The following is an 18497-nucleotide window of genomic DNA, read 5'->3' on the forward strand; positions in this document are numbered from 1 at the left end:
CCCATGGCCAAGCGCATCGACGTCGGCGGCCTCAACGCCTACTACGGCAACCACAAGGCCATCGAGGACATCTCGATGACCGTCGAGCCCCGCTCCGTGACCGCCTTCATCGGCCCCTCCGGCTGCGGCAAGTCCACCTTCCTCCGCACCCTCAACCGGATGCACGAGGTCACCCCGGGCGGCCGCGTCGAGGGCAAGGTGATGCTCGACGACGAGAACCTCTACGGGCCCGGCGTGGACCCCGTCTCCGTGCGCCGCACGGTCGGCATGGTCTTCCAGCGGCCGAACCCCTTCCCGACCATGTCGATCTACGAGAACGTGGCCGCGGGCATCCGCCTCAACGGCGGCCGCGTCCGCAAGGCCGACATGGACGCGATCGTGGAGAAGTCCCTCAAGGGCGCCAACCTCTGGAAGGAGGTCAAGGACCGGCTGAACAAGCCGGGAGCGGGCCTCTCCGGCGGCCAGCAGCAGCGCCTGTGCATCGCGCGGGCGATCGCCGTCGAGCCGCAGGTGCTCCTGATGGACGAGCCCTGCTCGGCGCTCGACCCGATCTCCACGCTCGCCATCGAGGACCTGATCGGCGAGCTGAAGGAACAGTTCACGATCGTCATCGTCACCCACAACATGCAGCAGGCGGCACGCGTCTCGGACCGCACCGCCTTCTTCAACCTGGCCGGCGTCGGCCAACCGGGCAAGCTCGTCGAGATCGACGACACGGCCCGCATCTTCTCCAACCCGTCCGTCCAGGCGACCGAGGACTACATCTCGGGCCGCTTCGGATAAAGACCGCCCTGCGGCGCTGCATGGCGGTGCCGCCGCAAGGCGAAGGGCCCGTCCCCCTGTTCGTACCAGGGGGACGGGCCCATCAGTGTTCAAGTGCGGGCAGCGGCGCTACCCGAACGCGAGCTGGACGATCCAGTAGCTGAACGCCGCCACGATCGCCGCGGCCGGCATCGTGATGAACCAGCCCATCACGATGTTCTTGGCGACACCCCAGCGCACCGCCCGCGACCCCTTCGTCGAGCCCACGCCCATGATCGCGGAAGTGATGACATGCGTCGTGGAGATCGGCGCGTGGAACATGAACGAAGCGGTGTACATGACGGACGCCGCGGTCGTCTCGGCCGCGAACCCCTGCGGCGGGTCCAGCTCGATGATCCGGCGCCCGAGCGTCCGCATGATGCGCCAGCCACCGGCGTACGTACCCGCCGACAGCGTCAGCGCGCACGCGAGCTTGACCCACAGCGGGATCGCGTCGCCCTTGCCCTGCACATCGCCGATGACCAGGGCCATCACCACGATGCCCATGGTCTTCTGCGCGTCCTGGAGACCATGGCCGAGGGCCATGCCCGCCGCGGAGACGGTCTGCGCGATACGGAAGCCGCGCTTGGCCTTGTGCGGGTTGGACCTGCGGAACATCCACATGATCGCGACCATCACCAGATAGCCGAGGATCAGGCCGACGAAGGGCGAGAGGAACATCGGGATGACGACCTTGTCGACCACACCCGACCAGATCACCGTGGTGCCGCCCGCGAGCGCCGCGCCCACCATGCCGCCGAACAGGGCGTGCGAGGAGGACGACGGAAGCCCGAAGTACCAGGTGATGAGGTTCCAGGCGATCGCGCCCACCAGCGCCGCGAAGAGGATTCCCATCCCCTTCTGGCCCTCCGGCGTGGCGATCAGGCCCTCGCTGACGGTCTTGGCGACGCCGCTGCCGAGGAAGGCACCGGCGAGGTTCATCACCGCCGCCATCGCGAGGGCCGCCCGCGGGGTCAGCGCCCGCGTGGAGACCGAGGTCGCGATGGCGTTCGCGGAGTCGTGGAAGCCGTTCGTATAGGTGAAGCCGAGCGCGACCCCGATGGTCACGACGAGAGCAAAGGTGTCCACCGGGGGTCAGGACTCCTTGACCGCGATGGTCTCGACCGTGTTGGCGACGTGCTCGAACGCGTCAGCCGCCTCCTCCAGCACATCCACGATCTGCTTCAGCTTGAGGACCTCGATGGCGTCGTACTTGCCGTTGAAGAGCTGGGCGAGGAGCTTGCGGTGAATCTGGTCGGCCTGGTTCTCGAGCCGGTTCACCTCGATCCAGTACTCCGTGAGGTTTGTCATGGTCCGGAGGTTGGGCATGGCCTCGGCAGTGAGCTCGGCGGCCCGCGCGAGGACCTCGATCTGCTGCTCGACGCCCTTCGGAAGCTCCTCGACCTGGTAGAGCACGACCAGGTCGACGGCCTCCTCCATGAAGTCCATGATGTCGTCGAGCGACGAGGCGAGGTTGTAGATGTCCTCGCGGTCGAAGGGCGTGATGAAGGAGGAGTTCAGCTGGTGGAAGATCGCGTGGGTCGCGTCGTCCCCCGCGTGCTCCGCTGCCCGCATCCGCTCGGCGATCTCGGCTCGGGCGGACGTGTCCGCTCCGAGCAGTTCCATCAGGAGCTTGGAGCCCGTGACGATGTTGTCCGCGGACGCGGCGAACATGTCGTAGAAGCTCGTCTCCCTGGGGGTCAGACGAAAGCGCACGTGGGATCCTCGGGGTGCAGCGGATTCGGTCTCGTTGATGCTAGGCGCATCATCCAGCCACGGCTAACTGGCATTCCCTCAGTGTCGCCCATCGGGCAGAGTGCTCACGAAGGCAGGTACCGCCTCCGGCCACCGAATTCTGTACCATATACCTGCCGGGGGTATGCGAGTGGGGTATCCGCACCGACAGGGGCGAAACCCCTGGCCCGAGGACCGCACCGGCGCCTGGGGCACCCCGGACCTCAGCTCCGGGGAGGGACGACGGAGGACGCCATGACGACCACGGAAGCCGGCACCGGCTCGACCGGCGCCACGCCCTGCCACGGCGAGGCGGCCGGCGCGGACGGATCGCCCGAGCAGGTCCAGGGGCACGGCCACGACCACGGTCACGGCCCCCACGGCTACAGCGACCAGAAGGACCAGCACCTCAAGCGCCTGCGCCGGATCGAGGGCCAGATCCGCGGCCTCCAGCGCATGGTCGAGGAAGACGTCTACTGCATCGACATACTCACCCAGGTGTCGGCGAGCACGAAGGCCCTCCAGTCCTTCGCCCTCCAGCTGCTCCAGGAGCACCTGCGCCACTGCGTGGCGGCCGCGGCGGTCAAGGGCGGCGACGAGATCGACACGAAGGTGGCGGAGGCGAGCGCGGCGATCGCGCGACTGCTGCGCACCTAGCGCCTGCCGAGGGGCGCCTTGAAACAGGCGCCTTAAATCAGGGGTGCCTCCGGCGGGACGCGGGACTACTCGCCCCGCGCCTCCGACCCGGCGGGCACGACCTTCAGCACCTCGTCGATGCGGTCGGGGCTCAGCCGGTCCTCGTCCGCGCTCGAGGCCGCGATCATCAAATCACCGTAGAGATCGATCTCGATGAGGGCCACGGGATCCGGCCCACCCGACGAACCGCGTCGCGAGACCACGTGATTCACCTCCTCGGGTTTTTGGTTCTTCGGCTTACCAGCGTAGTGATCGGTACACATGGCGCGCATGGCACAGAAGGACCATTTCCATGGCCAAGCACGCCGCGCCGCGTTATTTCCGCGGCGAAGCCACGGTCCCCGCATAGATATCGGCGGAAGCCGGGAGCACCACATCGAACTTGGTGCCGAAGTCCGAGAGATCGACGGTCGAGACGACCGTCATCGGCACCGCGGGACCGCCCGGGGCCCCCGCCCGCCCGCGCGCGCCCCCGGCGACGCTGAACCGGTGGGAGAGCCTCCGCAGCCGGCCCTGATCGTCGAGATACGCGTCGAAGGCCACCGTGCCACTGGAGAACCCTTTCGCTGCCACGGCCAGCGGACCGCGGTCCCGCTCCGGCGCGGCGCGCGCCGCCTGGCCGAGATCGATGGTCCCCCAGTAGTGCTTCACGCGGACCCCGCCTACCCGCTCGTCCCGCATGTATGTCACCTCGCGCGCACCGCCGAGCAGTTCGGCCGCCGCGAGCGGGTCCGTGGCGCCGTTGGTGAGGAGATTGCCGTCGGCGAAGGCGGGGGTGGACAGCCGCACCCACTTGTCGCCGGGCACGCCCGCCCCGCGGTTCTTCATGAAGAGCTCGCCGGGGGTGAACACCTCGGTGACGGCCCGGTGTTCGGCCGTACCCGCCGCGTCCGCGGGCACCAGCACCGTCAACTCACCGGCCGGCCGGGCGAAGTCGTAGCCGCCCGACCCGTGAATGGTCAGCCGGGTGCCACCGCTGACGGTCTCCATCGACGTACGCACCTTCGCACCGCCCGCCTCGGCGAGCACCCGGGCGGCGCGGTGCAGCGCCTCGCGGGCCCAGCCGGGGTCGTCCGCCTGGCGGGCCTGGCTGCTCAGACTCTTCAGATCGTCCCGCAGCTCCGGCCGCTCCTGCGCCGCGCAACCGGAAACCAGCAGCCCGAGGGCGACGCCGCCCGCCGTCACGTGGGCGACGACCGCACCCCGGCCCCCGCGCCCTTGCCGCCGCACCACCATGACCGTCAGCCCCCTGCCAGTACGCCGTGGAACCCGTAACTGTCAACGACACCCCGTGGCCACCGTCACGGCCGGGTAGCGTGGTCACGTGTCCGAAGCAGCAGCCGCGACCTCCTCCGCGGCACACTCCACCAGCACCACCGAGACAGGCTCCTTCTGCAGCGCCCGCTGCACCTGCGGCTGGCGAGGCCCGGCCCGCAGAGCGCGCTCACTCGCGCGCGAGGACGCCCTGTCGCACACGGCAACAACGCCATCCAGCCCGTCCGGCGTTTGATCCGGGTGCGCAAATCCAGCCCGTCCGGCGTTTGAGGACGCGCCCGCAGGGCGCTCCCGCCGCAGGCGGCAACGGGCCCGCGGCCGGGGGTCTGGGGCACGCGCCCCAGTTTCGGGAAGGGGCGGGGTAGGGGAACAAACCCGCGGAGCGGGACCGGCCCCCGGCTACGCCGCCAGATCGTTATCCCGGTGCACCGGCCGCTCAGGCCGACCAGCCGCAGCCACCACAGGCGCCACGGCCCCGCCAGACCGCACAAGCCACCCCACCCGAGACCCCGCCACCCTCCGCACCAACGGAGTCAAAAGCATCATCGCCAGCGGAGCCAGCAACAGAGCCACCGCCGTCCCGAGCGCCAGCCCCCCGATGACGTCGGTCGGATAGTGCACGCCCATATAGACGCGGCAGAACCCTTCCAGGAAGGCGAGGCCGATACCGATCAGCCCGTACTTGCGGTTGGCGACGAAGAGGCCCACCCCGAGCGCCATGGTCAGCGTCGCGTGATCGCTGACGAAGGAGTAGTCGGTCTTGCCCTTGACCAGGACGTCCAGCCCGGTGTGGTCGACGAAGGGCCGGGGCCGCTTGACGAAGTCCCGGATCGGGATGTTGACGAGCAGCGCGAGCCCGGCCGCGAGCGGCGCCCACAGCAGCCCGGCCACGACGGCCGGCGCGTCGTCCCGCTTGCGGACGCTCCACCAGGCGCAGACCATCAGCACCGCGAATCCCAGGACGATCCCGTACTCGCCGATGAACTCCATGGCGCGGTCCAGCCAGTTGGGAGCGGCCTTGGCGATGCCGTTGATGTCGTAGAGCAAGCTGTTGTCGGGGCCCGGCCCGCCCCCGGCCTCCGACACGAGGTGCCCCACCGCGAGTCCAGCCATGTGTCGTGGCCCCTTATCTGTCGCCTCGTGCTACGTCCAGCTGCCGACCCCCGTGGTCCGTTGCGCCCGCCAACGGCGGCGCTGCTTTCCCACTCTCATGGAACGCCTCACTCCGGCCGGGCGTTCCACTCTCCACTCAATGATCACCAGGACGTTATCGAAGGGTGACCCATCGTTGCAGTCCGGGGTCCGGAGTTCAGACTCCCTTCGCCTTGGGCAGCGCTTTCGCGCCGTCCTCGGTGACCCGGGTCGCCCCGATGTAGTCCGGTGTGTCGATCTTGTCGAACCGGATCAGCGCCCCCGTGTGCGGCGCGTTGATCATGTACCCGCCACCCACATAGAGCCCCACGTGGTGGATGCTGCGGGGATCGTTCAGGTCGTGCGCGAAGAAGACCAGGTCTCCGGGGAGCAGCTCGTCCCGCTTGGGGTGCGCGCCCGCGTTCCACTGGTCGTTGGCGACGCGCGGCAGGGCGATCCCCACCGTCTCGTACGCGGCCTTGGTGAGCCCCGAGCAGTCGAAGCGCCCCCCGTCCTCGGCGGTGCCGTCCCCGCCCCACAGATACGGCGTCCCGAGCTTCTCCTGCGCGAAGTAGATGGCCCCGGCCGCCTGCTGCGAGGGCGCCACCCGGGTCACGGGCCTGGCGAAGCTCTTCGCGAGCGTCCGGATCTCCTTCACATAGCCCTGCGTCTCGTTGTACGGCGGCACACCGCGGTGCTGGATGACCGCGTACGCACCCGCGTTGTACGAGGCCAGCATGTTGTCCGAGAGGTCGCCCGGCACGCTCTTGACGTCCTGGGAGAGCTCGCAGTCGTAGACGGCGGCCGACGGGATGGCGTCCTGGGGGTCCCAGATGTCCCGCTTGCCGTCCTTGTTCGCGTCGATCGCGTGGCTCTGCCACGTCTCGGGGATGAACTGCGCGATCCCCTGCGCGTTCGCGGGGCTCACGGCCTTCGGGTTCCAGCCGCTCTCCGAGTAGATCTGCGCGGCGAGGATGGCCGGCGACAGGGCGGGGCAGATGTTCCCCCAGTCCTGCACGAGCTTCTGGTACTCCGCCGGGACCGCGCCCTTCGCCAGCTCGACCGAGCCACCGCCCGTACCCATCAGGTTGGCGGCGGCCGTGTACACCCCGACGACGAGCAGCCCGATGAAACACAGGCACATCCCGATCCCGACACCCACGCCCACCCAGAGCTTCCGCACCCCGCAATCCTCCCCCACGAGCCCGCCGCGTATCCGTCAATTTCCTTTGACTTGGGGAGAGGAGCGTCGGCGTACGGCGCAACTGAGCATCGTGCCGACCATGTCGCACCGGGGCGGTCATCCGGTACCGTGAAGCAAGAAGGGCCCCCGCCCAGGAACCGGAATCCGTAGGCGGGAGCCCACGCCGAAAGCCAGGGGCTAACGGCCTGAGCCTCGTATTCCGGGGCTCAGGTCAGCCCTTGAGCCACCTCCCCAGCGTTCGCGCGACACGGACCAGAAGGTCCTCGACGCGCTGCCGTACGGATGGCTTCGGCTTCCCGCGACGCCCCATGGGCGCCTCCCCTCAGACCGGCTGCCGAAATCCCGGTCGGCAACCATCCTCAGGTTCGGGCCGGGCCCCGAGGGCCGGGGACCGGAGACGATCCATGAGGGGAGGCGCACCGCAGTGCGCACAGAGCACTCTAATGCCCAACTCGCAACGCACATGCGCGTTCTGGGAACTTCCGCACCACACCGCGGGGCGAGCCGCAAGCACTAAGCCGGAGCCATCTCGGGCCCCCCGCCACGCAGCGCGGCTCGTACGGCAGCCGCGCCACGACGGGCGGCCGCCACGGCGCCCGACGTGTCATGAGCGGGTGGTGCGGGGGCGTTTGGCTGTACGGGTGGTGGTGGCGCGAAGCGCTGTTCGGCGGCGCGTTGTTCCGCGAACGTAGGAGCGTCCGGCATCTTGCGGAGCAATCGATTCCGGATGATCCCGGCGGCGGAGTGCACATGATCGGGCAGCCCGCCGATCATCGCCTCCCGGAACTCCGCCAGGCACACGCCCCGCTGGAACCACTCCCCCGCGAGCGGCGCGAGGCGGGCGATGTCCATGGCGGTCAGCCGCAGCCGCCGCTCGATACGGGAGACGGACGTCAGGGCGTGGGTGCCTTGCGTGACGAAGGGCGCGGGCACGAACGCCGACCGGTCGGGCGGGTCGGCTTGAGGCTTCGGCGGGGGTACGGGGACCGGGTCCGGCTCTGGCGTCGGATCCGGCTCAGGCGTTGGCCCCGGTTCCGGCTCAGGCGGGACGGGGTGGGGAGGTTGGTGAGTGTTCTCCACCGTGTCTTGGTATTGGTAACGGCCGACGGACGGACTCCCCGGCTCACCGACGGCCGGGATCTGCGCACCCGGCTGTCCCGCCCGCACGGCGTCGGCCTCCTCGGCGGTGAGCGGCACCCCGGAGACGAGTTGCTCGGTGGCCCACCGCCCGCCCCGCCCCTGCTCGCGCCACTCGTGGTAGTAGCCGGCGGCGGCCAGCTCGCGCTTCGCACGGATGAACCCGGTGGTCTTGATCCCGGCCCGCTGGGCGACTTGCCACAACGGCAGGTCGACGCCGGGCGGCAGGGACAGCTGCCAGATGAGCAGCCGTACGGCGTCCGAAGACAGCTTCGGGCTGCGAATGATCTCGTTGGCAACCTGCGTGAAGGAGCACACAGGCGCGATAGCATGCCGGAGCATTCCGGTACTTATTCCTTAGGTGCTACCGGGTGTAGACCCCTGGATCGGTGTCGCAAGCACCACCAGGGGTCGCCTCGCGTCTGGACGAGGCAACCCATCTGACGTCACCGTAAAGCACAATTTCGGCCTGGACGCGGCCACTTGACCCACATCACCCGAATGGGTAACGGGAGTGGGGTTTGAGGGCCGTCACGGTGAATACGGTGGTCGGGGAGGGTGAACGCGGAAGGCCGCGCGTTCCTGAGGCTTGGTCGAGACGGGCACTCCCGGTAGGGAGACTGTGGGATTTGCCAACCGCGAGGGTCAGGACCACAGAGTGAAGAGAACCAGTCGCATCAAGATGGCGGTCACAGGCCTTTCCGGCCTGCTTCTGGTCGGGGGCGGGGCGTCGCCCGCCATGGCCTGGGGCGACGGGCCGTTCGGCGCCGACGGCGACACGCACATCCGCTTCTATGCCGGATTCGTCTGCGAGGGCCGGGCCCGTACGTGCATCAACGGTCCGGTGAACAGCGGCAACACCAAGGGCTCGCAGAATGTCCGGCTGAACGGAAATCCCAGCAACAGCGGCAGCCCGACGAACAACAGCGGATCCGTCAACTCCGGGTCCAGCGGTACGGGTGCCGCATCGGGCAGCTCCAACCACCAGCAGCACATCGGCCCGGGCGGCGACCTGCACCTGTGAGCCGACGCCTCGGGCCCCGGAGAGACCGGGGCCCGAGGGGACGGCCTAGGGAATCAGCGAGGTGTCGTTCCTGCTGTTGCGCTCCGAACCCGTTGCCGAGTTGAGGCTGTTCGTGGAGCCCGCGGCGGTCTCGATGTTGCCGCTGTCGACCGGGTTTCCTCGGTTGAGGAAATTGTTGCTGTTCTCGCTGTTCCCGCTCTGGACCGGACCGTTGATGCACGGATGCGGCGACTCGCTCACCGGCGATTTGTAATGGAAATCGGCCAGACGGTTGTTGCAGACCACGCCCGACACCGTCTCGGTGAGGGTGCCGAGATCGGCTCCCGCCACGGTGGACAGCAAGGATCCGTCCGGATTGGTCTGCGCCCGCGCGCTCCCGGCGCCGATCAGCACCAGACCGCACGCCCCCGCGAAGGTCACCACCTGCCCGAGTCTTTTCACGACGCTCCCTGCCTGGTCGACCTTTTACTCCCAGACGTATCGTGCTGCGCTTCTCCCCCGCGGTCCCGACAACCCACAGAAGGTCAAACACTCGCGGCCCATATTCAGCCGGACGGCCTAGTACTCCAGTGCGGTTTCGGGACCGTCGAGGAAACGAAGCAGCACGGCGGCCTCCGCGCGGAGCCGCGCGGCCCGGTCGGCGTGCGCGGGCGCAGTCAACTGCGCCGCAACCTCCAGCCGCTCGGCGGCCTCAGCGCGTACGACATCCACGACACTCTGCTCGCTCAGCTCACGCCGCGCCACTTCGGCCACGCCGACACCGACAGGCGAATGCTCAAGGGCCGAGCCGCGAAGATCGGCTTCATCAACGGGCACCGCCTCGGCGTTGTCCAGCGCGGCAAGCGTCGCGCGCAGGGCACTCACCGCGGCCTTGTCACGGGCGCGCATCGCTTCCGGCAGCGCTTGACGCATACGAAGACGCAGAGACATACCGCTGACGTTACGGCGGTGGTCCTGGACCCACAACGCGATATCCAAGGTGGGATGGGAGCGCTAGACGCATGAGAGGGCCGGCACCAGAAGTTCGACCGCGAAGTCCCAGACCGGGCGCGGCGGACGGCCCAGCACACGCTCGACGCCGTCCCCGAGACCGGCCACGCCCTCGCGGCGATAGTTCGAGTACAGCCCGTGCAAACCGTCGATGACGTACGACGCGATTCCGCGATCCACGAGCGCGGCCCGCCAGGCGCCGTCGAGCGGAACATCGACGTACCGCACCGTCCTGCCGAGAGCGGCCCCGAATCGGTCGCAGAGCTCCGGCAGCGTCAGCGCCTGCGGACCGCTGATCTCGATCTCACCACCGACGGGACGCGCCGCCAGCAGCTCGGCGACCGCGACCGCCGCGATGTCCCGCACGTCCACATAACCCCGAGCGCTCGTTCCGGCCGGGTCGGCCAGTGTGCCCTCGGCGATCGAGCCCGCGGCCGAGAGGAAATTCTGCAGGAAACGGTCGGGCTGCAGAACGGTCAGCTCCGGAACGCCGGCACTTCGCAGTCGCTCGACGATCGCGTCGTGGGCGCCGGTGACGGTATCCGGGACGATCCCGTTGCCAGTGAATCGCCGAGCGCCGAGTTTGACGATCCGGCGCGCGCCAGCTTCGACGGCGGCAACACCGAGGTTCGTCTCGGCATCAACTTGGTCTTCGCTGAAGGGATGCGCGAGAAAGACCCGACTCACACCGACGACCGCACGCCGGACGTCGGCAGCGACGGTGGCGTCCCCGCGGATGACCTCTCCGCGCACCTTGCCGAGCGCCTTGGCCCCACCCTCGGAGCGAACGAAGAAGCGCACGTCGCCCCGATCCCGCAGCGCTTCGGTCAGGTGGCGCCCCACGGTGCCGTTCGGCGTGGCGACCAGAATGGTCATGGCCCCTCCTGAAAGCGAGATCAAGACCGACCCCGGCTCCAACAGCTCCCATCACCGGCGAATTCCCGTCAAGGAGGCCGTCGCTCGTTCGACCCTTCGTGTGTTCCATCCTTACCGGGTGGGCAACTCGGGTGTAGGGGCACCAGAGTTGACGTACATACGTGGCCACACCAGGAAGGGGCCCCGCCCATGACCGTTGAGTCCGACCGGCCGGACCCGACCGCGAGCATGCTGGCCTTCTTCGGCTCCGAGGCGCTTCGGATGCGCACGAAGGCGGGGTGGTCACAGGAGAAGACCGCCAAGGAAGCGCTCTCGACGCAAGCGATGATCAGCTACGTGGAGAACGCGAAGCGGGTGCCGTCGAAGGAACTGGCGACGAGCCTTGACGCGGCGTTCGGCACAGACGGGCACTTCGGGCGGCTGTACCCGCTGGTCATGCGGTACGCGTACCCGAAGTGGTTCGTTCGGTACGTCGAGTTGGAGCAGGAAGCGACGACCGTTCACGAGTTCCAAGCCCAGATCATTCCGGGCTTGCTGCAGACTGAGAACTACGCGCGCGCCATGCTCGAAGCCGTACGGCCCGACAACTTGGACGACCTCGTGGCCGCCCGCATGTCACGGCAGGGCCTTCTCGAAAGTGGCACCCGGTGCTGGTTCGTGCTGGACGAGCACGTGCTGCTCCGCGCCATCGGCGGAAAAGAGGTCATGCGAGAACAGCTCGCGCGCTTGCTGGCGGCAGGACAGGAACCGCGCACCGTGATTCAGGTGATCCCTCGCACCATACCCACCCATGCCGGCCTGGCCGGTCCGTTCACGATTCTGAGCTTCGACGAAGGCTCGGACGTGCTCTTCGTAGACGGCTTCTCTCAGGGACGGACCACGGCGGACACAGGCGAAGTGAACGAAGCAGTCCACGCCTACGGCCTCCTCCGGGCAGTAGCCCTGTCCCCCAAAGAGTCGGCAGACCTGATCAGTTCGCACTTGAAGGAGCTAGGCCAATGATTCGAGCAAGCGACCTCGCCGCGACGTGGCAGAAGAGCAGCTACAGCACCAATGGTGGCAACTGCGTGGAGATCGCCGACAACATACCGAACGCCATACCCATACGAGACAGCAAGAACCCCGACGGTCCTGCACTCCTCGTCACACCAGCAGCGTGGACGTCATTCCTCACCGGCGTCAAGAGCACGGGCCTCGGCGCACCGTGAGGACCGACCTAAGTCTGTCGAGACGGTGAACGACCGATTGACGCGTTCGCTTCCGTAGCTGCTAGAACCCTTGATGCAGCACGCGCTCCGCGCTGATCCCCGACTCCGCGAGGAATTCGGCCAGCGTCTCACCTGGATCCCGATCGCCGATCGCCGTCAAGATGTAGCCGGGGCTGGGCGCGTTGTCCACTTCGCGGACCAGCGCTGCCAGTGTCCCGCTGCTCAGAATAAACGCAAAAGTGAGCCACGGCCCGAGATCGTCTTCTGACAGTTCATGGGTGCCCCACTGGGCTTCAGCTTGCTCTGTGGCGATATCCAATTGAGCCACATATTTCTGAGGCTTCCCATGGAAATCAGGTACAGTGATCCGCTTCATGATTACCTATCTTACCTCTGTTACGTAAGCGGGGATCGCACCGAAATCATCACCGTTATGGTGGATGCTGATGACACCTGGCTCGCTCCCCAGCTCCCAGGCGGCGTAGCCTGGCGGCGTGTTTCTGGCCGGCTTCGGCGTTACGGATGTGTAGAACTCAAAACTTCCAGGCGGGGCATTGTCGGGAATCGGGCCACGATGGGCCTGGGCCATGGGGTTTCCTCCCCATCGCGATTCCCGCCCCCACAATTGCCCTGATTCAATTACTTGTTCTGTGACGTCACTTGTCTGAGTTGGCGAACCAAGTCTATGGAAGGGGCCGTGAAGCTCTGCGACGTCGCCGATGCCTGGCCCTGCAGGTCCGAGCATGAGCGGTTGAGAAGCGGCAGGTCCCGGCAAGTCTGAACTTTCGGCTTGCCTGCCGAACATGCCTTTCAAGCGACCGAACAGCGACTTTTTGCACGGCGCCAGCCCCAGCGGGTCCGCCCAAGTGACCGGGTTATGGACATACGTAGCCGGATTCGGCGCCGGGGCCAACCCCAGAGGGTCCGGTGACAGATAGCGCGCCGATTCCGGGTCGTAATGGCGGTGGAAATTGTAGTGGAGGCCCGTTTCGGGGTCGAAGTATTGGCCCGGGAAGCGGAGAGGCGTGTAGGCCGTGCTCGCCGTGGCCCAGGACGTCGTGCCCCAGAGAGTTGAGCGGGCGCGCCACGTCACCTCTCCCGACTCGTCGACGAGTTCCGTCGGGGTGCCGATCAGGTCGGTGACGATGGCGAAGAAGCGGGTGTCGATTGCCCGTTGGGACGCGTCGGCCGCCGATATTCGTTCCGTCTGGGCGATCGGATGGAGGCCGTCGTGGTCCCACGTCAACGTGACCGGGTTGGGGAACTCGGAAGAGATCGTGGTCTGTTCGACCAGCGTCGCGCCGTCCCACGTGAAGCGGACCTCTTCGAGAATCGCGCCCGCCGCGCCGAGGCGTCGCTTCGCGATGCGGCGGCCCAGCGGGTCGTACAGATAGCGCCACCGCGCGCCGTCCGGAGTGACGACCGCCGTCAGGCGGTCCTCCGCGTCCCACTCGTACCGCCACGTATCCGGCTTTCGCGAGAGACGGGTCTTGCGCCGAACGACGACGCGGCCGAGTTCGTCATGTTCGTAACGGACGCCACCCGCGCGGGTGATGCGCGTACCCACATACGCGCGCGAGCCCACCGCCTCCTGCCCAGGGCCGGGCCAGTCGGCAGAGGTCTGGTTGCCCGCCTCGTCGTAGGCGTAGCGCTCGCTCCACCCCGGAGCGTCCACCCCCGTCACCTGGCCCACCGCGTCGAGCGAGTACGTGCGGTCGTCGATCGAGGTGACGGCCCCGTCGCGGCGGTAGGTGTACGTACGGGACAGAACGCCCGGCAGCGACTGGGAGCTCAGGCGACCCACCGGGTCCCAGTCATGGGTCAGGGTCAGCGCATCGCCGAAGTGGCGGGCGATCTCGCGGCCTGCCGCGTCGTGTTCCATCGTGAACGAGTGGCCGGACGCGGTCATGGACGTACGCCGTCCCGCCGCGTCGTACGCCCAGGTGCTGACCGCACCCATCGGCGTGACCCGGCGCGCGCGGCGGCCCAGTTCGTCGTAGGCGAAGGTCAGCGTACGGCCGTCGCAGGTCTCGGACTTGACCCGCCCGAGCCGGTCCCGGCCGTACACGAGCGTCGCGTCCGGACCCGCCGCTTCCAGAAGGCGGCCCGCAGCGTCGTGGGCGTACGTGGTCACCGCACCGTCCGCGTCCTTCCGCACCACCCGCCCCAGCACGTCGCGCTCGTACGCGACCGTCTGCCCCAGCGGATCCGTACGCGACACGAGCTGACCCGCCGCGTCATGCGCATACCGAAGCGTCCGGCCGTCGAAGTCCGTCTCCGACGCGAGCCGTCCCGCCGGGTCGAACTCGTAACTCCAGGTCAGACCTTGCGGATTGGTGACGGCCGTCAGCTGGAGATGCGAGTCGTGGGTGAACTCGTAGCGCACCCCGTCGGGACCCGTCCGCGCCGTCAAGCGGTCGAAGTGGGTGTATTCGGAGCGGGTGACTCCGCCGAGGGCGTCCGTGTGCGTGACGCAGTTGCCCTCGCCGTCGTACGTCCACGTCTCCTCGGCCCCGTCCGCCGCGACGCGCCGGGCGAGCCGTCCCTCGACCGTCCATGACAGCCGGGTCGTCGCGCCGAGCGGATCGATGACGGTCGTCACGCGGCCGAAGGCATCGCGGCAGTACGTGGTCACCCCGCCGAGCGGATCCGTCACCTCGACGGGCAGCCCCGCCGCGTCGCAGGTGACGCGTGTGGTGGAGCCCAGCGCGTCGGTGACCGTCGACAGATGGCCATAAGAGTCGTACGTGAAGCGGGTGACCGCCCCCGCAGGATCCGTGGCGGAGGTCCGGCGGCCGGCGGCGTCGAAGGTCTGGTGGCGGACGGTCCCGTCCACGTCCGTCACGGTCACCGGGTGGCCCGCCGGGTCGTACGACGCCGTCGCCACGCGGCCGTCGGGGCGGGTCACCGAGAGGAGCCGCCCCGCCTCGTCGTAGCGGAACTCGGTCGTCCGGTCGAGGGCATCCGTGCGGGAGAGCAGCCGGTTGTGGCGGTCGCGGCGCGAGCGCGTGGCGGCGCCGGTCGGGTCGATCTCGGCGACGACGTGCGACGTGGCGTCCTCGACGACGTAGTGGGCCGTGTGCCCCAGGGAGTCGGTCATCGCCGTGACGCGCAGGCCCGTGTCGGGGTCGGGCTCCCCGTACTCCAGGGAGAAGCGCATATGGCCGTCGGTGCCGGTCTGGAAGACGCAGCGGTCCCGGTCGTCGTACGCGTACACGTACCGGCTGGCGTTGCGGTCGGTCCACGCCGTGATCCGCCCGCGCTCGTCGTAGTCGAACCTCAGCGGCAGGCCTGAGGAGTTGATGACGTCCGTCAGGTTTCCGTCGGTGTAGCCGTACCGGATCAGCTCCGTCTCGACGCCCTCGGTCACCAGATGGAGCGCGGTGATGCGGCCCGAGTCGGTGGTGATGCGGACGCGGTAGCCGCCGTCGTGGACGAGCGCGCGAGGCGTGCCGTCGACGTCGTACTCAAGGGTGATCCAGTGGCCTCCCCGGTCGGAGACCTGCTGGAGCAGGGCGAGATCCTCGCCGTACGGGGCGAAGTGGCGGGTACGGCCGGACACCGGGTCGGTGATCAGGTAGCCGCCGTCGGCGTTGGCCAAGGGCCAGCGAGGGCCCTCGGCGGGGAGGGTCGGGACGCCCGGGGCGGGATGCGGATAGCTCAGCAGCATGCCGTCGGCGCCCACGTACACCACGCCCGCGGAGTCGATCTCCAGGCGCTCGTCGACGGTGCTCGACCAGGAGGGGCCCAGCCAACGGCCCGCGCGGTAGCCGGACTCCGCCCGCCGTTCGAACAGCAGGGGCAGCCCGGCGGCGGGCAGGGAGACGTCGGTCTGGGGCAGGAACATGCGGCCGGTGGCCAGGTCGATGGGGTCGCCGCCGACGCACTTCTGCCCCTCCCCGATGCCGCCCTGCTTGGGATTGGCCTCCACCGCCTCGCGCGCGGCCCCGCTCTTGACGCCTTGTTCCGCCCCCGCCTCGGCGGCGTCCGTCGCCCCGCGGCGCGCCGCTCCGATCGCCATCCGCTCACCCGCGTTGGCCGCGGTGCTGCCGCCGCCTGTGGCGATGCCCATCGTGATGTTGCCCGCGAGCCGGCCCATGGCCTCGGAGGGGTCCGAGCCCCAGCCGTCACCCAGGAGTGTGGAGGGGATGCGGCCGGGGTGAGCGGCGAGCGAGACGATTCCGGCATCGGTCTGGACGACGCCGTCGAGGTACGCCGCGGGGTGGGTGATGTTGTACGGGTCGAGCGGGTTGAGCGTACGGGCGAACCGCGCCATATCGGTCACCGACCGGACCGCGCCGCCCAGGAGGTGCATCGCCTCGACCTGGCCGCCTTCGAAGAGGTCCTTCGCGTCACCGGCGACGCGATCGGAGAACTTGGGGAGCTTCGGCGCGAGTTCGACCGCCTTGTCGATGTGCCCCTGCGCGGCCGCGGCGGCGGTGTTGCGCTGCTTCCGGGCCTCGGTCAGGACGCGCTGCGCCTCCTCGCGGTCGGCGATGCCGGGGTCGGTGCACGGGGGTGGCGGCGCACCGGGGTCCTGGCCCGCCTTCACCTTCGCGTTGTACGCGTCGGCCGCCTTGCTGTAGGCGTCCCTGGCCGCCTTGGCGGCCTCCTTGCCCTGCTTGTAGAGGCGTACGGCCTCCTTGGCCTGAGCCTGCGCCCAGGTGACGGTGTGCGCGTACGCGGACAGGGCGGTCGCCGCATCCTGACAGGAATCGGCCGCGTGAGCCCATTTCGGCGCGTGCTCGGCAAACTTCTGCGCGAAGTTGTCCGATCCCTCACCCTTCCACTGCGAGGGGTCGATCTTCTGCATGCCGGCGTGCGCGGTGTTGAAGGCGGTACGGAAGCTCCGCAGGTGGCCCGCGGTGGCCTCGATGCGTTTCGCGTCTCCGTGGACGAGCTCTTTGGGGTCGTCGGTCTCGTCGAGCTGCTTCTCGCCGACCTCCGCTCCCAGACCGGAAGCGGTCCTGTCGGACCAGTCGTCGACGGACTTGGCCGCACCGTGGAACCCGAGGTCGTCGGCGACGTCGGCGACCTTGTGACCACCCCATTCGACGGCCTCGCCGAGCCCCCTCTTCCCCGCGTCGACGGCATGGTCGATCTTGTCGCCGATGTTGTCCCAGATGGCCATCAGTGACGCTCTCCGGTCGGCGGCGCCTCACCTTTGATGTCGGCGATGGTCCGTGCCAGAGCCGCGTCCGCGTGGTGACCGGCCTGCTTGAAGGAGTCGGCGCTGTAGTCGGCGTGCGCGATCTGGTTGAAGGGGTTGTCCGAGAACGTCTTCCCCCAGGACTGCTGCTCCGCCTGCTCCTCGGTCATGTGCGGGTTGCCCATGAGGGCGTTGGTGGTCACCTTGAAGGTGTTCGAGATGTACGCGTCGCCCTCGTGGTAGTAACCGGCGGCCAGGCCCACGCGCTCGGCGAACTGGCTGCCGTCGTGCACCAGCGCCCGTACGCCCCACTCCCAGCGGTGGCAGAACGACTTGAAGGAGTCCGTCAGGCCCTGGTGGCCAGTCTCCATGCCGGAGAGGGCGAGCTCGCCGAAGCCACGGCCGGTGGCCGCCTCGCCGGGAGAGCCGCCGGACTTCTTCAGCTCCTCTATGGCGCCGTTGAGGCCCTTGGTGATGTTGTCGAGGGCGTCCTTGGGGGCGTGTATGCCATCGCTCATCGCGTTGCCCCGTCGACGGCGGCGTGCTCGGGGACGATGCCCGCCACCGGCGGGAACATCATGGGCCGCTCGCCGCCCACGTCCAGTGCGACGCCGGTCGGTTCACCGACGGCGGGCACGACGACGTCCAGCAGCCGAGCGCCGAGCACGGACCGGTACTCCCAGTCGCGCGCCGCCTCACCACGCGCCGCGGCGAACCGGGCCAGCGCGGTCTCGTCCGTGAAGGCATGGATCCACTGCACGCCACCGAACTCCGCGGTCCACAGCCCGCCCTGACCATCCATCGGCACTAGCACGGCCGTCCGCCGGAACTCCCCGACCAGCGCGGCCGGCCGCCCCCGCACCGCGTGGACCGCGGCGACCTCATCCCTCAACGACACCGTCTCCCCGCCCTTTCCCTGCCCCCGAGGCAGCGTATACAGCGGGCGACATGAATCGAACGGAGGGTCAGGTGGGGTGCCGGGCGGTCCTCTATCGTGAGCGACGACATTCGGCCGTATATCCCTTGAGGGGGCATCGTGGCAGAGCTCAACTGGATTCCGGCGACCGAAGGCGACGAAACGGAATACCTGGAAGTCGCGTTCGGTGACGACGGCAATGTCTACATCCGCGAGAACCACCGGCCGGACGAGGTCGTGGTGACCACGGACGCGAAGTGGGACGCGTTCGTCCTGGGCGTCAAGGCGGGCGAGTTCGACCATTTCGTGGAGGGTGTGGAGTAGAGCGCGGACGCCTTGCCGGACGACTTTGGATG

Annotated in this window: 20 protein-coding genes; 6 read left to right on the plus strand and 14 right to left on the minus strand. The window is 68.6% G+C overall.

The annotated features are described in order from the left end of the window. The first annotated feature begins 3 nt into the window (after positions 1-3). The gene (gene pstB / locus ABD269_RS03695) at positions 4-783 is read left to right on the plus strand and encodes a phosphate ABC transporter ATP-binding protein PstB (protein ID WP_116213257.1); all 780 of its coding nucleotides are present in this window, start codon (positions 4-6) and stop codon (positions 781-783) included. A gap of 108 nt (positions 784-891) precedes the next feature. Here the strand turns inward: pstB and ABD269_RS03700 are convergent, their stop codons facing one another. Together ABD269_RS03700 and ABD269_RS03705 are read right to left on the minus strand one after the other, a co-directional pair. Next, positions 892-1890 carry an inorganic phosphate transporter gene (locus ABD269_RS03700; RefSeq protein ID WP_301893354.1) on the minus strand — a complete coding sequence of 333 codons (999 nt, stop codon included), beginning with the start codon at positions 1888-1890 and terminating at the stop codon, positions 892-894. Positions 1891-1896: 6 nt separating this feature from the next. Further along, positions 1897-2517, minus strand: a complete 621-nt coding sequence (locus ABD269_RS03705) for a DUF47 domain-containing protein (RefSeq protein ID WP_116213255.1) — start codon at positions 2515-2517, stop codon at positions 1897-1899. Between the two features lie 273 nt (positions 2518-2790). Here ABD269_RS03705 and ABD269_RS03710 point away from each other — a divergent pair, with 273 nt between their 5' ends. Next, on the plus strand, positions 2791-3192 hold the full coding sequence (locus ABD269_RS03710) for a metal-sensitive transcriptional regulator (RefSeq protein WP_344115976.1): 402 nt from the start codon (positions 2791-2793) through the stop codon (positions 3190-3192). A gap of 65 nt (positions 3193-3257) precedes the next feature. Here the strand turns inward: ABD269_RS03710 and ABD269_RS03715 are convergent, their stop codons facing one another. The 5 genes from ABD269_RS03715 to ABD269_RS03740 all read right to left on the minus strand — a co-directional run bounded on the left by ABD269_RS03715 (position 3258) and on the right by ABD269_RS03740 (position 8320). Beyond that, positions 3258-3434 carry a hypothetical protein gene (locus tag ABD269_RS03715; protein WP_301893355.1) on the minus strand — a complete coding sequence of 59 codons (177 nt, stop codon included), beginning with the start codon at positions 3432-3434 and terminating at the stop codon, positions 3258-3260. A 112-nt stretch (positions 3435-3546) separates the two neighbouring features. Then, positions 3547-4467 carry an SCO4651 family lipoprotein gene (locus tag ABD269_RS03720; protein WP_344115979.1) on the minus strand — a complete coding sequence of 307 codons (921 nt, stop codon included), beginning with the start codon at positions 4465-4467 and terminating at the stop codon, positions 3547-3549. A gap of 438 nt (positions 4468-4905) precedes the next feature. Further along, positions 4906-5619: a phosphatase PAP2 family protein gene (locus tag ABD269_RS03730; protein WP_344115983.1), complete on the minus strand. Its 714-nt coding sequence runs from the start codon at positions 5617-5619 to the stop codon at positions 4906-4908. A 196-nt stretch (positions 5620-5815) separates the two neighbouring features. After that, entirely contained in the window at positions 5816-6820 is a 1005-nt protein-coding gene (locus ABD269_RS03735; protein WP_344115985.1) for a C40 family peptidase, read from the minus strand. A gap of 534 nt (positions 6821-7354) precedes the next feature. Further along, a complete protein-coding gene (locus tag ABD269_RS03740; protein ID WP_344115987.1) occupies positions 7355-8320 on the minus strand; it encodes a hypothetical protein in 966 nt (321 codons plus the stop codon). Between the two features lie 316 nt (positions 8321-8636). Between ABD269_RS03740 and ABD269_RS03745 the strand changes: the two genes are divergently transcribed. Next, a complete protein-coding gene (locus tag ABD269_RS03745) occupies positions 8637-9002 on the plus strand; it encodes a hypothetical protein (RefSeq protein ID WP_301893361.1) in 366 nt (121 codons plus the stop codon). A 45-nt stretch (positions 9003-9047) separates the two neighbouring features. Here the strand turns inward: ABD269_RS03745 and ABD269_RS03750 are convergent, their stop codons facing one another. From ABD269_RS03750 to ABD269_RS03760, 3 genes are all read right to left on the minus strand, one after another. Next, positions 9048-9425: a hypothetical protein gene (locus ABD269_RS03750; RefSeq protein ID WP_301893362.1), complete on the minus strand. Its 378-nt coding sequence runs from the start codon at positions 9423-9425 to the stop codon at positions 9048-9050. Between the two features lie 135 nt (positions 9426-9560). Next, positions 9561-9890 carry a GatB/YqeY domain-containing protein gene (locus ABD269_RS03755; protein ID WP_344116043.1) on the minus strand — a complete coding sequence of 110 codons (330 nt, stop codon included), beginning with the start codon at positions 9888-9890 and terminating at the stop codon, positions 9561-9563. Between the two features lie 105 nt (positions 9891-9995). Then, entirely contained in the window at positions 9996-10868 is an 873-nt protein-coding gene (locus tag ABD269_RS03760; RefSeq protein WP_344115989.1) for an NmrA family NAD(P)-binding protein, read from the minus strand. Between the two features lie 189 nt (positions 10869-11057). Here ABD269_RS03760 and ABD269_RS03765 point away from each other — a divergent pair, with 189 nt between their 5' ends. Together ABD269_RS03765 and ABD269_RS03770 are read left to right on the plus strand one after the other, a co-directional pair. Beyond that, positions 11058-11870, plus strand: coding sequence for a helix-turn-helix domain-containing protein (locus ABD269_RS03765; protein ID WP_344115990.1), 813 nt, complete (start codon positions 11058-11060; stop codon positions 11868-11870). Continuing rightward, positions 11867-12076 carry a DUF397 domain-containing protein gene (locus ABD269_RS03770; RefSeq protein ID WP_344115992.1) on the plus strand — a complete coding sequence of 70 codons (210 nt, stop codon included), beginning with the start codon at positions 11867-11869 and terminating at the stop codon, positions 12074-12076. Before ABD269_RS03765 ends, ABD269_RS03770 begins: the two co-directional genes overlap by 4 nt. A 61-nt stretch (positions 12077-12137) precedes the next feature. Here the strand turns inward: ABD269_RS03770 and ABD269_RS03775 are convergent, their stop codons facing one another. Genes ABD269_RS03775 through ABD269_RS03790 form a run of 4 tightly spaced genes read right to left on the minus strand, consistent with a single transcriptional unit; the run spans position 12138 to position 18123 of the window. Then, positions 12138-12452, minus strand: a complete 315-nt coding sequence (locus ABD269_RS03775) for a hypothetical protein (RefSeq protein WP_344115994.1) — start codon at positions 12450-12452, stop codon at positions 12138-12140. Positions 12453-12458: 6 nt separating this feature from the next. After that, complete coding sequence (locus ABD269_RS03780) at positions 12459-17207, minus strand: putative T7SS-secreted protein (RefSeq protein WP_344115996.1); 4749 nt, start codon at positions 17205-17207, stop codon at positions 12459-12461. Next, entirely contained in the window at positions 17207-17743 is a 537-nt protein-coding gene (locus ABD269_RS03785; protein ID WP_301893369.1) for a hypothetical protein, read from the minus strand. Before ABD269_RS03785 ends, ABD269_RS03780 begins: the two co-directional genes overlap by 1 nt. Beyond that, positions 17740-18123 (minus strand): SseB family protein, encoded by a 384-nt coding sequence (locus ABD269_RS03790; RefSeq protein ID WP_344115999.1) that lies wholly within the window; start codon positions 18121-18123, stop codon positions 17740-17742. Before ABD269_RS03790 ends, ABD269_RS03785 begins: the two co-directional genes overlap by 4 nt. 138 nt (positions 18124-18261) lie before the next feature. On the opposite strand from ABD269_RS03790, the gene ABD269_RS03795 reads away from it, so the two are divergent. Beyond that, positions 18262-18465 carry a DUF397 domain-containing protein gene (locus tag ABD269_RS03795; RefSeq protein WP_361525583.1) on the plus strand — a complete coding sequence of 68 codons (204 nt, stop codon included), beginning with the start codon at positions 18262-18264 and terminating at the stop codon, positions 18463-18465. Positions 18466-18497 lie beyond the last annotated feature (32 nt).

The sequence above is a fragment of the Streptomyces blastmyceticus genome (genome assembly GCF_039521185.1).
Lineage (GTDB): Bacteria > Actinomycetota > Actinomycetes > Streptomycetales > Streptomycetaceae > Streptomyces > Streptomyces blastmyceticus.

What these genes read in the sequence shown, in the direction of transcription:
- ABD269_RS03730 (WP_344115983.1), bottom strand. Translation starts at nt 5,619, where the DNA reads ATGGCTGGACTCGCGGTGGGGCACCTCGTGTCGGAGGCCGGGGGCGGG.
- ABD269_RS03755 (WP_344116043.1), bottom strand. Translation starts at nt 9,890, where the DNA reads ATGCGCGCCCGTGACAAGGCCGCGGTGAGTGCCCTGCGCGCGACGCTT.
- ABD269_RS03760 (WP_344115989.1), bottom strand. Translation starts at nt 10,868, where the DNA reads ATGACCATTCTGGTCGCCACGCCGAACGGCACCGTGGGGCGCCACCTG.
- ABD269_RS03775 (WP_344115994.1), bottom strand. Translation starts at nt 12,452, where the DNA reads ATGAAGCGGATCACTGTACCTGATTTCCATGGGAAGCCTCAGAAATAT.
- ABD269_RS03770 (WP_344115992.1), top strand. Translation starts at nt 11,867, where the DNA reads ATGATTCGAGCAAGCGACCTCGCCGCGACGTGGCAGAAGAGCAGCTAC.
- pstB (WP_116213257.1), top strand. Translation starts at nt 4, where the DNA reads ATGGCCAAGCGCATCGACGTCGGCGGCCTCAACGCCTACTACGGCAAC.
- ABD269_RS03765 (WP_344115990.1), top strand. Translation starts at nt 11,058, where the DNA reads ATGACCGTTGAGTCCGACCGGCCGGACCCGACCGCGAGCATGCTGGCC.
- ABD269_RS03780 (WP_344115996.1), bottom strand. Translation starts at nt 17,207, where the DNA reads ATGGCCATCTGGGACAACATCGGCGACAAGATCGACCATGCCGTCGAC.
- ABD269_RS03710 (WP_344115976.1), top strand. Translation starts at nt 2,791, where the DNA reads ATGACGACCACGGAAGCCGGCACCGGCTCGACCGGCGCCACGCCCTGC.
- ABD269_RS03785 (WP_301893369.1), bottom strand. Translation starts at nt 17,743, where the DNA reads ATGAGCGATGGCATACACGCCCCCAAGGACGCCCTCGACAACATCACC.
- ABD269_RS03720 (WP_344115979.1), bottom strand. Translation starts at nt 4,467, where the DNA reads ATGGTGGTGCGGCGGCAAGGGCGCGGGGGCCGGGGTGCGGTCGTCGCC.
- ABD269_RS03740 (WP_344115987.1), bottom strand. Translation starts at nt 8,320, where the DNA reads ATGCTCCGGCATGCTATCGCGCCTGTGTGCTCCTTCACGCAGGTTGCC.